At 67.8% G+C, this 12719-nt stretch carries 11 protein-coding genes; 8 read left to right on the top strand and 3 right to left on the bottom strand.

The features are described 5' to 3' along the window. The first annotated feature begins 8 nt into the window (after positions 1 to 8). The 5 genes from wzt to NB3_RS10070 all read left to right on the top strand — a co-directional run bounded on the left by wzt (position 9) and on the right by NB3_RS10070 (position 5055). Complete coding sequence (gene wzt / locus NB3_RS10050; RefSeq protein ID WP_067799992.1) at positions 9 to 845, top strand: galactan export ABC transporter ATP-binding subunit Wzt/RfbE; 837 nt, start codon at positions 9 to 11, stop codon at positions 843 to 845. Between the two features lie 145 nt (positions 846 to 990). Next, positions 991 to 1998, top strand: coding sequence for a galactofuranosyltransferase GlfT1 (gene glfT1 / locus NB3_RS10055; RefSeq protein WP_244891844.1), 1008 nt, complete (start codon positions 991 to 993; stop codon positions 1996 to 1998). 245 nt (positions 1999 to 2243) lie between these two features. Next, positions 2244 to 3290 carry a ribosome small subunit-dependent GTPase A gene (rsgA, locus tag NB3_RS10060; protein WP_067799995.1) on the top strand — a complete coding sequence of 349 codons (1047 nt, stop codon included), beginning with the start codon at positions 2244 to 2246 and terminating at the stop codon, positions 3288 to 3290. A gap of 56 nt (positions 3291 to 3346) precedes the next feature. Further along, positions 3347 to 4060, top strand: coding sequence for a hypothetical protein (locus NB3_RS36125; RefSeq protein WP_067799997.1), 714 nt, complete (start codon positions 3347 to 3349; stop codon positions 4058 to 4060). 143 nt (positions 4061 to 4203) lie between these two features. Continuing rightward, the gene (locus tag NB3_RS10070; RefSeq protein WP_067800001.1) at positions 4204 to 5055 is read left to right on the top strand and encodes an SDR family oxidoreductase; all 852 of its coding nucleotides are present in this window, start codon (positions 4204 to 4206) and stop codon (positions 5053 to 5055) included. Between the two features lie 63 nt (positions 5056 to 5118). Here the strand turns inward: NB3_RS10070 and NB3_RS10075 are convergent, their stop codons facing one another. Together NB3_RS10075 and NB3_RS10080 are read right to left on the bottom strand one after the other, a co-directional pair. Continuing rightward, positions 5119 to 7035 (bottom strand): glycosyltransferase, encoded by a 1917-nt coding sequence (locus NB3_RS10075; RefSeq protein WP_067800004.1) that lies wholly within the window; start codon positions 7033 to 7035, stop codon positions 5119 to 5121. A gap of 134 nt (positions 7036 to 7169) precedes the next feature. Next, a complete protein-coding gene (locus tag NB3_RS10080) occupies positions 7170 to 7706 on the bottom strand; it encodes a GtrA family protein (RefSeq protein WP_244891845.1) in 537 nt (178 codons plus the stop codon). Between the two features lie 144 nt (positions 7707 to 7850). Between NB3_RS10080 and NB3_RS10085 the strand changes: the two genes are divergently transcribed. Together NB3_RS10085 and NB3_RS10090 are read left to right on the top strand one after the other, a co-directional pair. Continuing rightward, complete coding sequence (locus NB3_RS10085) at positions 7851 to 8825, top strand: glycosyltransferase (RefSeq protein WP_067800009.1); 975 nt, start codon at positions 7851 to 7853, stop codon at positions 8823 to 8825. Next, positions 8822 to 10414: a DUF2142 domain-containing protein gene (locus tag NB3_RS10090; protein ID WP_067800013.1), complete on the top strand. Its 1593-nt coding sequence runs from the start codon at positions 8822 to 8824 to the stop codon at positions 10412 to 10414. Before NB3_RS10085 ends, NB3_RS10090 begins: the two co-directional genes overlap by 4 nt. A gap of 24 nt (positions 10415 to 10438) precedes the next feature. Here NB3_RS10090 and rfbB read toward each other — a convergent pair whose 3' ends face one another. Then, positions 10439 to 11455 carry a dTDP-glucose 4,6-dehydratase gene (gene rfbB / locus NB3_RS10095; RefSeq protein ID WP_067800016.1) on the bottom strand — a complete coding sequence of 339 codons (1017 nt, stop codon included), beginning with the start codon at positions 11453 to 11455 and terminating at the stop codon, positions 10439 to 10441. Between the two features lie 306 nt (positions 11456 to 11761). Between rfbB and NB3_RS10100 the strand changes: the two genes are divergently transcribed. Continuing rightward, positions 11762 to 12469: a DUF8020 domain-containing protein gene (locus tag NB3_RS10100; protein WP_067800019.1), complete on the top strand. Its 708-nt coding sequence runs from the start codon at positions 11762 to 11764 to the stop codon at positions 12467 to 12469. Positions 12470 to 12719: the final 250 nt, after the last annotated feature.

Genomic DNA, 12719 nt, shown 5'->3' on the forward strand with positions numbered 1-12719 from the left:
GCGCCCCGATGAGTCGTGTGAGTATCGAGACCCAGCAGGCCTGGGTCGAATTCCCGATCTTCGACGCCAAATCGCGGTCGTTGAAGAAGGCGTTCCTCGGCAAGGCGGGCGGCGCGATCGGACGCAACAAATCCGACGTCGTCGTGGTCGAGGCCCTGCGGGACATCAACCTGTCGCTGAAAGAGGGCGACCGGGTCGGCTTGGTCGGGCACAACGGCGCGGGCAAATCGACACTGCTGCGCCTGCTTTCGGGGATCTACGAACCCTCGCGCGGCAGCGCGCGCATCCGTGGACGGGTGGCGCCGGTGTTCGATCTCGGCGTCGGCATGGACCCGGAGATCTCCGGGTACGAGAACATCATCATCCGCGGACTGTTCCTCGGGCAGACCCGCAAGCAGATGCTGTCGAAGATCGATGAGATCGCGGATTTCACCGAACTCGGCGAATACCTGTCCATGCCGCTGCGCACCTATTCCACCGGTATGCGGGTGCGCCTCGCGATGGGCGTGGTCACCTCGATCGATCCGGAGATCCTGCTGCTCGACGAGGGCATCGGTGCGGTGGACGCGGAATTCATGAAGAAAGCGCGCAAGCGGTTGCAGTCGCTGGTGGCGCGTTCGGGCATCCTGGTCTTCGCCAGCCATTCGAACGAATTCCTCGCGCAGCTGTGCGATACGGCGCTGTGGATCGACCACGGCCAGATCCGGTTGCGTGGCGGCATCGAAGAAGTGGTGCGAGCCTATGAGGGGCCGGAGGCGGGGAATCACGTCGCGACCGTGCTGCGCGAGATGGAAGCCGAACGGGCCGAGAAGTCGGACCGAGAATTGGAGCGGAACCAGGCATGAGCGGTCAGGCCCGGAGGCGGCAGCGAAGCGTAACCACGCAGGGCCCCGCTCATGCCGACAACCGACACAGCATGAGCGGTCAGGCCCGGAGGCGGCAGCGAAGCGTAACCACGGAGGGCCCCGCTCATGCCGGAAAGGCCGCAGCATGAGTGAGCCGACCGGGCAGGACACCCCGATCGACGAAGGGGCGCAGGCCCGGATCTGCTCCGCGCCGGAGGAGGCCGTCGAGCTCGCCGCGAAATCCGAAGCGGTGCAGCCTGATACGCAGCAGCGCGTCGTGGCCGTCGTGGTCACGCACAAGCGCCGCGAACTGCTCGCCGAGTCGCTGAAAGTCGTCACCTCGCAGACCCGTCCGGTGGATCACCTGATCGTGGTCGACAACGGCAACGAATCCGAGGTCGCCGACCTGGTGCGCGACCAGCCGGTGGAGTCCACCTACCTGGGCTCGGCGCACAACCTCGGCGGCGCGGGCGGATTCGCGCTCGGCATGCTGCACGCGTTGAGCATCGGCGCGGACTGGGTGTGGCTCGCCGACGACGACGGCAGACCCGAAGGCCCCGACGTGCTGTCCACCCTGCTGGACTGCGCGAACCGGCACGGCCTGGTCGAGGTCTCGCCCGTGGTCTGCGATATCGACGAGCCCGACCGCCTGGCCTTCCCGCTGCGCCGCGGCGTGGTCTGGCGCAGGCTGCGCTCCGAACTAGGCGATGACGATTTCCTGCCCGGCATCGCCTCGCTGTTCAACGGCGCGCTGATCTCCGCGCAGGCGGTGGACGTGATCGGCGTGCCCGACCTGCGCCTGTTCGTGCGCGGTGACGAGGTGGAGGTGCACCGCAGGCTCGTGCGCTCGGGGCTGCCGTTCGGCACCTGCCTGCAGACGGCGTATCTGCATCCCAACGGCGCGGCCGAGTTCAAGCCGATTCTCGGCGGCCGGATGCACACGCAATACCCCGACGATCCGGTGAAGCGCTACTTCACCTATCGCAATCGCGGCTATCTGATGTCCCAGCCCGGTATGCGAAAGCTGCTGCCCCAGGAGTGGATTCGCTTCTCCTGGTTCTTCCTCGTCACCCGCCGCGACCCCGCTGGCCTGCGCGAATGGTTCCATCTGCGCTCCCTCGGCCGGCACGAGCAGTTCGGCAAACCGGACTGAGGCCGGGTAGCGCGCCGGCCGGATATCCGCGTACTCGGAAATTCGGTTGTGCGCCGGCGGGGTCGGATGCAAAGGTGATGGGGACTGCGAGAGAGGCAAGGAGGTGTGGACCGTGACGAGGAACGTTCGGGTTGTCGTGCTCAGGCGCGCTGACGTCCGTCATGCCGCCACGCGAAACTCCCCCTCATTCTCCGCTCGCTGAACCCGCCGTCGGGTTCGGCGCCCGACGAAGGACTCCTTCCATCATGGTCGACCACGACCTTCTCGTCCCTTACGGCTGGACCGAAGCCGTTGCCTCGCATTACGCCTCGATGATCGAGGAAGACTGTGTGCCCGCGCGCGTGATCCGCATGGATCGCAGTGAATGCGACGTCGCCACGCCGAACGGGCTCGCCCGCGCCCGGTGCCCGCGCCCGGATTCCGAAGTCAGCGGGCTGTGCACCGGCGACTGGGTGACCGTCGACGCCACCTCGGCGGTGCGGCGGTTGCTGCCGCGCAGGTCGGCGATCACCCGGTCGTCGGCATCCGGCCGGTCGCAGGGCCAAGTGCTCGCCGCCAATGTCGACACCGTGCTGATCTGCACCGCCGCCGACGGCGACGTGGATCTCGGCCGCATCGAACGCATGCTCGCGCTCGTCTGGGAGAGCGACGCCAAGCCGATCGTGCTGCTCACCAAGGCCGACGCGGCCGAAGACCTTCCGCTCGCCCAAGTTCGCGCCGTGGCTCCTGGCGCAGCCGTGCTCGAGGTGAGCGCGAGCACCGGCCTCGGGCTCGACGTGCTCACGGCGATGCTCGACGGCACCGTCGCGCTGCTCGGACCCTCCGGCGCTGGGAAGTCGACCCTCGCCAACGCGCTGCTCGGCGCGGAGGTCTTCGCCACCAACGCGGTCCGCGACGCCGACAAGAAGGGCAGGCACACCACGGTGCACCGGGAGCTGCGCCCGCTGCCCGGCGGCGGCACCCTGATCGACACCCCCGGGCTGCGCGGCGTCGGACTGTGGGACGCAGGCGAGGGCATCGAGAAAACCTTCAGCGACATCGAAACCCTTGCCGCACAGTGCCGTTTCGGCGACTGCGCACACCACGGCGAACCGGGGTGCGCCGTGCGGGAGGCGATCGACAACGGCGAACTCACCCAGCGCAGGCTCGACAGCTACGAGAAGCTGGCGCGAGAGAACGAATGGATGCTGGCGCGCACCGACAAACGGTTGCGGGCCGAACGCGAGCGAGCCTGGCGGGACATCACCAAGCACCACCGCAAGATGTTCCGGGAACGGAACTCGCGACGCTGATCGAGCGGGGGCACGGTAGGGTGCCCCTCGCATCGTTCGCTATCTGGGAGGGATAGATGAGTCAGCCCGGCGGGTACCCGCCACCCGGTCAGCAGCCCGGCCAATGGCCGGGACAGCCGACGTTCGGTCAGCAGCCGCCAGTCGGCCAGTACCCGCCGCCGCAGGCGCCCGCGCAGTACGCGCCGCCCGCAGGGCAGCATCCGAGTCAACCGCATCTCGCCCAACCGCAGCCGGGCCAGCCGCCGTACGGGCAGCCAGCGCCCCAATTCGGCCAGCCCGCACCGCAGTACGGGCAGCCGCAGCCCTACGGGCAGCCGCCCTATGGCCAGCCGCAACCGTACGGTCAGCCGCAACAGTTCGGCCCGCAGGGCTACGGCGCGCCCGCCGATCCGCCTGGCATCACCATCGATGCCTCGTATTCGCTCTGGACGTTCATGCTCGCGTTGACCAAGCCGAAGATCTTGGTCAACGGGCAGCGGGTGCCCAACACCCGCTGGGGCGCGAACCACATTCCGGTCGGCCCCGGGCAGTACCACGTCCGGGTCGCCACCCCGTGGTTGTTCGACATGGGTCCGGCCACTGTGACCGTGCCGATTGCCGAGGGGCAGGCCACCCGGTTCTACTACAAGGCGCCGGTGGTGATCTTCCTCAACGGCGCGATCGGGCCGGTTCCGCAGAAGGCGCCGGGCATGTTGTTCCTGTACATCATCTGGGCCCTGGTCGGCCTGATGTTCCTGTTGAACATCGTGCTGATCGCCGCGACGGCCTGAACCGAGAGAGGGCATCGGCCCGCCGGTGCCCTCTCTTCGCACCTGCTATGCAACTGGTTGCATAGCGAGCGGGTTTACGCTTAGTCTGCAAGCGCGTACAGCCGCGGGCTGCTGCCTGCGGCGGAAACGAAGGAGCAGGTCAGATGACGGAACCGGGATCCAAGCCGCTAGCGGGCCGGACGATGATCATGTCCGGCGGCAGTCGCGGCATCGGGCTGGAGATCGCCAAGCGGGCCGCGGCCGACGGCGCGAACATCACCCTGATCGCGAAGACCGATCAGCCGCATCCCAAGCTGCCCGGCACCATCCACACCGCCGCCGCGGAACTCGAGGCGGCCGGCGGGCAGGTAGTGCCGTTCGTGGGCGACGTCCGCGTCGACGAGTCGGTGGCCGAGGCGGTGCGCCGGACGGTCGAGCGGTTCGGCGGCATCGACATCGTGGTGAACAACGCCTCCGCGATCGACCTGTCCCCCACCGACGCGCTGCCGATGAAGAAGTACGACCTGATGCAGGACATCAACTGCAGGGGCAGCTTCCTGCTGTCCAAACTGAGCATCCCGCATCTGCGCGAATCGGCGAAGGCCGGGCGCAACCCGCACATCCTGACGCTGTCCCCGCCACTGAACCTGGACCCCAAGTGGGCGGGCATGGCGCTGGGCTACACCATCGCCAAGTACGGCATGTCGCTGACCACGCTGGGGCTGGCCGAAGAACTCAAAGGCGACGGCATCGGCGTCAACTCGCTGTGGCCGCGCACCACCATCGCCACCGCGGCGGTGAAGAACCTGCTCGGCGGCGAGGAGATGATCTCCACCTCGCGCACCCCCGACATCTACGCCGACGCCGCCTACCTGGTGCTGACCTCGCCCGCCAAGGAGACCAGCGGCAACTTCTTCATCGACGACGATGTCCTGGCCGCACACGGCATCACCGACCTGGACAAGTACCGCGTCACCCCCGGCGACGGCGAATTGACCACCGACCTCTTTCTCTGACCCGCACGACATGCGGGCATGCCCCCGGAACCGGTCATGGACGCGGTTCCGGGGGCGCCAGGGTCAGGCGCGCGGAGCGCCGGACTTCTCGATCCCGTACAACCGCTCCCAGTTCTCGCGGCTGGTCAGTTCCGGCATGGCCGCGCGGTACTGCGCCTGCACGGCGGGCAGCTCTCGGCGGAGGCGCCGCAGCACGCGCACCATCCGACGCAGCAATCGCAGCGCGCGGGCCTTGTCGCGCTGACGCACCCGGACACCGGACTGCGAGGCGTCGGTGACCACCACGTGGTCGAACAGCGAGACATGCCACCAGTAGGCGTCTTCCCTGGTGACGCCGATGATGCCGTGCTGGGTGCGGCCGAGCCACTGATTGATCGCGCGCTTGATCAAGACCAGCTTCGCGCGACTGGGTTCGCCACCGGCACGGCGCAGTTGGATGTCCGCGGAGCGAACCGGCGGCGTCGCGGCCGGATGCTTGATCGTCTCGGGATAGTCGGCCCGGCTGGTGCGCGCGGCGGCCAGCGCTTCGATCCCGCCGTCGTGCAGCACCTTCGGGCCTTTCAGGAAGTCCTCGATGCCCTGCAGAGTCGTGTGCACCAGGCCGTACTGCATCGCGACCAACTGCTCGGCCATCTCCCGGAACAGCCTGCCCGCGATGTCCTTACCGTCCAGCTCGGTGTGCAGCGAGCCGACGATCAGCGAGTTGCGGGTGCTGAAGTAGCGCGCCCAGTCGTCGTAGTCCTTCCAGTAGAAGTCCGCGTGCCAGACCGCGGCGTTGGGCAGCGTGACGGTGACGAAACCGTGCTCGCGCGCCCGGATGCCGTATTCCACGTCGTCCCACTGGAAGAAGATCGGGATCGGCAGGCCGATCTTCGCGACCACCTCGGCCGGGATGAGGCAGGTCCACCAGGCGTTGTAGCCCGCGTCCACGCGGCGCTCCTGGTTCTTCTTCAGCATGCTGGTGTTGCGCAGCGCCTTGGGCACCTTCTGGCCGTGCCGCAGCCGGTTCAGATGCACTTCTTCGGCGCCGACGTTGAGGTAGTCGGGGTTGAGCAGGAACAACATCTGCGCGCCGACCAGAGTGGGCTCGACCGTCAGGTTGGCGAACGCGTTCAGGCGCAGCACCGTCTCGGGTTCGCAGAGGATGTCGTCGTCCATCAGGATGACGTCGGCGTGCTCGTTGACCGCGGACACCTCGTAGAGCCCACGGGTGAAGCCGCCTGCGCCGCCGAGGTTCGGCTGACGCAGGTAGCGCAGCTTCTCGCCGAAGACCGGCGCGACCTCCTGGTAGCGCGGCCGGTTCTCGACCAGATCGGTGCCCTGATCGACGACGTACACCGCGTCGATGGCGGCGAGCACGGTCGGATCGGAAGACAGCGCCGCGACCGTCTCGGCGCAGTCCGCGGCCCGGTTGAAGGTGCAGATCGCGATGGCGACCGGACGGACGCGTTCCGGCGCGACGGCGCTCCAGGCCAGCTCCGCGATGCCGAGCGCGCCGCCGACGGCGTCGAACTCCAGCCACAGCGCGCCGCCGTCGACGTACTGGTCGAGCGGGGCGCTCAAGGTGACCGAACCGCTCGCGGCGACCCGCTGGGTCTCGATGATCCTGCGGTGCCCCGCGATGTCGGAGGCCACGAGGCGGATGTTCGCCTTGGCGGCGACGTCGAGCACCATGGTGACCCGCACCTCGGTGACCGTGGTCCAGCGCTGCCAGTAGCTGGCGGCGAACCGGCCGAAGTAGGTGTTGGTGTGCGCGGTCGCGCCCTTGTCCAAGCGCAGGGTCTGGCGGTCTCGGTGCGCGCCGCCCTTCACGACGGCGTACAACTCGTCGCTCACCTTCGCCGAAGGACCGGTGAAGATACCGCGCTGGAGCACGAGCCGGTCCGGCGCCCGATGGTCGGCGCGCAGCGCGGCAGGCGCCTCAGCGGCCGTCGAGCGATCGTTTGTTTCGGTAACGGCCTCGATAGCCGACTGATCCATGAAATCCTCGAAATTCTCATTGTGCCGGACGGGACAGACACGCCCCTGGATGCCTTCACGGCGGGGGTGAGGATATCAACCGCCCTGTGCGGTTGCCCGCCGTACAGCCACGCCGACGTGTGCACGAAGCATTGCTAAACGTTCGCCGATTCGTTGTCGGTGGCGCCGCCATCGTCCGAGCGGGCTCCGGTGAAGACGAACTTGTCGTAGGCCCAGTACCGGAACACCACGGCCACGATCTGCCCGATCAACGTACCGGAGATGTTGTCCGAGAGCGGGCTGGACAGGTCGAGCACGTAGCGGGAGAAGCCGAGACAGCCCAGTTGCAGGCCGATCGCGATCACGTTGAACACGGCGTACAAGAGGTACTCGCGCCCGGGGTTGTCGGTCTGCTTGTGCGCGAAGGTCCACCATTTGTTGCCGAAATAGGTCACCACGGTCGCCACCGCGATCGCGATGATCTTGGCCGGCAGTGGGTAGTGATAGAGCACGCCCTCGCCACCCCAGAAGACCAGGAGGTTGTACGTGCCCGCGTCGACCAGGAAGCCGACGGCGCCGACCACCAGGAAAGCCCCGCCTCGGCGCAGCGCGGTGAGCGCCTTGCGAACGACCGCTCCGGTCTCCTGCGTCACTGGCTCGCCCGCTGGCGCGGTGGACTCACTGGATGGCACGGCCCGACGGTACCGCAGGAACATCGAAGCCCCCGCGCGGGGAAATTCCGCTCCCGCACACGGTGAGGTCGGCCACGCGCAAGCTGTGAGTTCCCTGTACCCTCCCCGTGTTCCCACATTCACCGATCGCGAGGATTGACCCGGGTGGACTCCACCGAGCTCCGTATTGCCGCCGTGGTTCCGTGTCACAACGAAGAGGCCTCGGTCGCCAAGGTCGTGGCCGATCTCCAGGCCGCCGTGCCGGGGATCGTCGTCTACGTCTACGACAATCTGAGCACGGACAAGACCGCCGAGCGCGCCCGCGAGGCCGGAGCGATCGTGCGGTACGAGAACACCAAGGGCAAGGGCAATGTGGTGCGGCGCGCCTTCGCCGACATCGAGGCGGACGTGTACTTGATGATCGACGGCGACGACACCTACGAGGCGTCCGCCGCGCCGATGATGATCAAGACGCTGCTCGACGGCCCCTACGACCATGTGCTCGGCGTGCGCAAACAGGACGAGGGCGCCTCGGCCTACCGCGCGGGGCACGAGACCGGCAACAAGGTGCTCAACGGCGTGGTCGGGAAGGTGTTCGGCGAGAACGTCGAGGACATGCTGTCCGGCTTCCGGGTGTTCTCCCGCCGCTTCGTGAAGAGCTTCCCCGCGGTGTCCCGCGAATTCGAGATCGAGACCGAGCTGACAGTGCATTCCCTGCACCTGCGGGTGCCGCAGACCGCGGTGCCGGTCGGTTTCCGTGACCGTCCCGCAGGCAGCGAGAGCAAGCTGCGCACCTACCACGACGGGTTCAAGATCCTCGCCCTGATCATCGGGCTGGCCAGGCACGAGCGGCCGGTCGCGTTCTACGGCCTGTTCGGCACGCTGAGCTGGCTGGTCTCCATCATCCTGACCATCCCGATCATCGTGGAGTTCTACAACACCCACACGGTGCCGCGGTTCCCGACGCTGTTCCTCGGCTTCACCTTGCTGCTGCTCGGCAGCCTCGCCTGGACGGCGGGCCTGATCCTCGACGGCATCCGGCGCTCCCGCCACGAGGCGGCGCGCCTGGTCTACCTCCGTTACCACGCGGTGGGCGCGGAGGACCCGCACGGCGTCGGCAACGGCGGAGCCGGGCGGTGACGACCTCGGCGGATCGCACCGCCACGCCGGAGGAGAAGCCGGTCGAGCCTTCGGACACCGCACCGCTACCCGCGACCGACACCGCACCGCTACCCGCTGTGGAGAACGAGCAGGCGACCACCGGCGCGGACCGGTCCGCGAAAGGCTTCGCGGCGCGCGTGGTGACGCGCCTGGGCGCGGCGACGATCGCCTTCACCCTGCTCGCGACCATCTTCGGCGCGCTGTTCACCGTTCTCGCCCCGCCGTTCTGGGGTCATGACGAGATCACCCAGTTCGGTCGCGCCTATCAAGTCGCGCACGGGGGGTTCCTGCCGCAGCGGATCCACGACGATCGCGGCATCGCCTACGGCGGCGACGTCCCGGCCAGCATCACCGAGCTGATGGGCTACGCGCTGCGGGACTACTCCACCAACCCCGACGAGCCGGACCCCATGGTGGCCGACCCGGCGCGCTACGACCAATTGACCGGCGCCGCGGTTTCGGAAGCCACCGAGCCGGTGTGGTTCACCAACACCGCGGCCTACTCGCCGGTCCCCTACATCCCGGCCGCCATCGGCATCCGCCTCGGCGAGCTGTTCGGACTGAACGTGGGCGGCCTGCTGCTGCTCACCCGGTTCGCCGGGCTGGCGGCCTATCTCGCGGTGGTCGGATTCGGCCTGTACGCCTTGCGCGCGCACCGGGTGCAGTGGCTGGCGTTCACCGTCGCCGCGCTGCCGATCGCGGTGTTCCAGGCGGGCACGGTCACCGCGGACACTATGACCAACGCGCTGGCCATCCTGGTCTCCGCTCTGCTGGTGAAGGCCATGTTCCTCGGCGAGCGCCTGAACCGGGCCGAGATCGGCGCGCTGCTGGCCGCGACGATCCTGCTGCCGGTGAGCAAGCCCACCTACGTGCTGCTCGCGCTGCTGGTCGCCGTGGTGCCCGCCGATCGGTTCGGGTTCAGCGGATGGCGGCGCCGGATTCCCTGGGTCTTCGCCGCCGCCGGTGCGCTGGCGTTCGCGGTGTGGATGAAGATCGCCGCGCCGACCGGCGACGGCATGGGCCTGATGCGGCCGCCGCACCAGTGGCATTCGGTGCGGCCAGGCGACCAGCTCAGCGGCATCCTGCGCGATCCGCCGGAGTTCGCGCACGTGTTCGGCGAGAGCATCGCCCTGCGCGACCAGCGCTGGTTCAGCCAGTTCTTCGGCGAACTCGGCTTCGCCTACGTCGACGTGCCCGCCCTGTCCATGCTGGCCTGCCTGCTGGCGTTCGCGGTGAGCATCGGCATCGCCGAGCGGATGACCGCCCCGGCTTTCCGCCGCACCCTGATCGTCGCGCTCACCATGGCCGCGAGCGTCGCGATGATCTACGTGACGCTCTACATGTCGTTCACACCGGTCGGCTACTACATCATCGACGGTGTGCAGGGCCGCTACTTCGTGCCGCTGGCGATCGTCACGCTGGCGGTGCTGCTGCGCTGGCTGCCGTTGCGGCTCACCGACGCCACGGGGAAGACGCCGTCGGTCGGCCCGGCCGTCACCGTGCTGGTGGCGACGAGCGTGGCGCTGATCGCGGCGGCGGCGAAGTACTACACCATCGTCTGGGGCTGAGCGGCTCGGCCCGGCGGGGCGAGGTCAGTCTCCTGTCGCGCTGAGCGTCCGCTCTCCTGCGTCGGCGTAGGCGCGCTCGGTAGCGGCTTTGTCCGGACGCCACCAGGATTCGTTGTCCCGGTACCACTGGATCGTCGCCGCCAGTCCGGCGCGGAAGTCCGCGTAACGGGGACGCCAACCGAGTTCGGAACGCAGCAGCGAGGCGTCGATCGCGTAGCGCTGGTCGTGGCCGGGCCGGTCGGTCACGTGGTCGAAATCGTCGGGGTCGCGGCCGAACTCCGCGAGAATCATCCGCACCACCGACTTGTTGTCGAGTTGACCGTCGGCGCCGATCAGGTAGGTCTGCCCGATCCGGCCCCGGTGCAGGATCTCCCACACGGCGCGATTGTGGTCATCGACGTGGATCCAGTCGCGCACCTGATGTCCCGCCCCGTAGAGCCGGGGACGCGCCCCATCGATCAGATTGGTGATCTGGCGCGGGATGAATTTCTCCACGTGCTGGTAGGGCCCGTAATTGTTACTGCAGTTCGAGATGGTGGCGCGCACGCCGAACGAGCGGGTCCACGCCCGCACCAGCAGATCGCTCGACGCCTTGGTGGCCGAGTACGGGCTGGACGGGTTGTACGGGGTGGTCTCGGTGAAGGCCGGGTCGTCCGGAGCGAGGTCGCCGTACACCTCGTCGGTCGAGACATGGTGGTAGCGCACGTCGTGCCTGCGCACGGCCTGTAGCAGGGAATAGGTGCCGACGATATTGGTCTGCACGAACGGCCACGGCTCGGCGAGGGAGTTGTCGTTGTGCGACTCCGCGGCGAAGTGCACCACCGCGTCGACCCGGCCGACCAGGTCGTCGACCAGGTCGAGGTCGGCGATGTCGCCGTGCACGAACTCGATGCGGTCGGCCACCGGGTCCAGCGAGGCCCGGTTCCCGGCATAGGTCAGGGCGTCGAGGACGGTGACGGACGTATCCGGGTGGTCGGACACGGTCTGCTGGACGAAGTTCGCGCCGATGAAACCGGCGCCACCGGTGACGAGCAATCGCACCCCATGACTGTACGTGGGGCCGCGCCGCCCCGGCGACGGACTCGAAACGCGGTGTCGGCTAACCGATCTCCATGGTTTCGATCTGTGACGTTCGTCTCATTGACTTCCCATCGATTGGAACACTCGGATTGATTCGCTACGGAAAAGGCCGGTCAGCGCCCCGATTTCCGCGACCCCACCAAGCCGTGGGTCGCGACGGTGAACAAAATTTGAATAAACAGTCACAAAGGGTTCACCACGCGTTAGCTGCTCTAGATTTTGCTCGTCTAGTCCCCTCCGAACGCTTCAATAGAGGTTCCAAACAAAATGCTGATGAGGAAATTCGCCGCGACGTCGGCACTGCTGATCGCCGCTCTCGGCGTCACCGCCGGCACCGTCAACGCGGCTCCGGCCTCCGAGGCCGACGGCGCGGTGAACTTCACCGCGCACGCGACCGACACCCAGTCCATCATCACGACCGATGCCGGTTCCATGGTCGTCGAGGACGGCACGTTCAAGGTCAAGGCCGCCAACGGTGACGTGCTCACCGGCATGCCGCTGACCTTCCGGGTGGACGACTTCGAGTTCCCGATCGCTGCCGAGATCGCGGACCACACCGCCACCCTGACCCCGCAGTTCGACATGGCGCACGCGACCTACAAGCCGGTCGCCCTGCCCTTCGAGGACAAGGCGCCCTGGAAGAGCGAGTACGACCGTGAGCAGGCCGCCTTCAACCGCATGAAGGACACCATCTCGACCGGCGCCACCATCGGCACCCTGGTCGGCGGCATCGGCGGCGGCGCCGTCGGCTGCGTCCTCGGCGGCATCGCGGGCGCGACCGTCGCCTCCGCGGCCATCGTCGGCCTGTTCGGCGCGTTCATCCCGGCCGCGGCCATCGGCTGCCTCGGCGGCATCATCGCCGTCGGCGCGCTGGGCACCCTCGCGGGCCAGCTGCTGATCACCGCCCCGGTCGCCATCGGTGCCGCGATCCAGTACTTCACCACCATCAACCAGCCGTTCAACGCCCCGAAGTAATCCGCGGCCGAACGCAGACAACTGAATCGATCGGAGGCCCCGCTCGCGCGTTCGCGCCGGCGGGGCCTCCATTATTCCGACGCCTGTGCGAAAGTGAACAAATATTGAACAATATGGAACTTATGAACTCCACCGGACGCTGACCTGCGCTATCAAGACCGAATAACTCTCAGGTGGAATCAATTGGGTCGACGGCGGTCGGCGGGACGGAATTGCCGAAACCGCGGACCCCGGACAGGACGCGAGCCCC

Origin of the sequence: Nocardia beijingensis NBRC 16342 (genome assembly GCF_001612785.1) — a bacterium.
In the GTDB taxonomy this organism is placed as follows: domain Bacteria; phylum Actinomycetota; class Actinomycetes; order Mycobacteriales; family Mycobacteriaceae; genus Nocardia; species Nocardia beijingensis.

Coding starts and splice junctions, on each gene's coding strand:
- wzt (WP_067799992.1), top strand. CDS start 9: ATGAGTCGTGTGAGTATCGAGACCCAGCAGGCCTGGGTCGAATTCCCG.
- glfT1 (WP_244891844.1), top strand. CDS start 991: ATGAGTGAGCCGACCGGGCAGGACACCCCGATCGACGAAGGGGCGCAG.
- rsgA (WP_067799995.1), top strand. CDS start 2,244: ATGGTCGACCACGACCTTCTCGTCCCTTACGGCTGGACCGAAGCCGTT.
- NB3_RS36125 (WP_067799997.1), top strand. CDS start 3,347: ATGAGTCAGCCCGGCGGGTACCCGCCACCCGGTCAGCAGCCCGGCCAA.
- NB3_RS10070 (WP_067800001.1), top strand. CDS start 4,204: ATGACGGAACCGGGATCCAAGCCGCTAGCGGGCCGGACGATGATCATG.
- NB3_RS10075 (WP_067800004.1), bottom strand. CDS start 7,035: ATGGATCAGTCGGCTATCGAGGCCGTTACCGAAACAAACGATCGCTCG.
- NB3_RS10100 (WP_067800019.1), top strand. CDS start 11,762: ATGCTGATGAGGAAATTCGCCGCGACGTCGGCACTGCTGATCGCCGCT.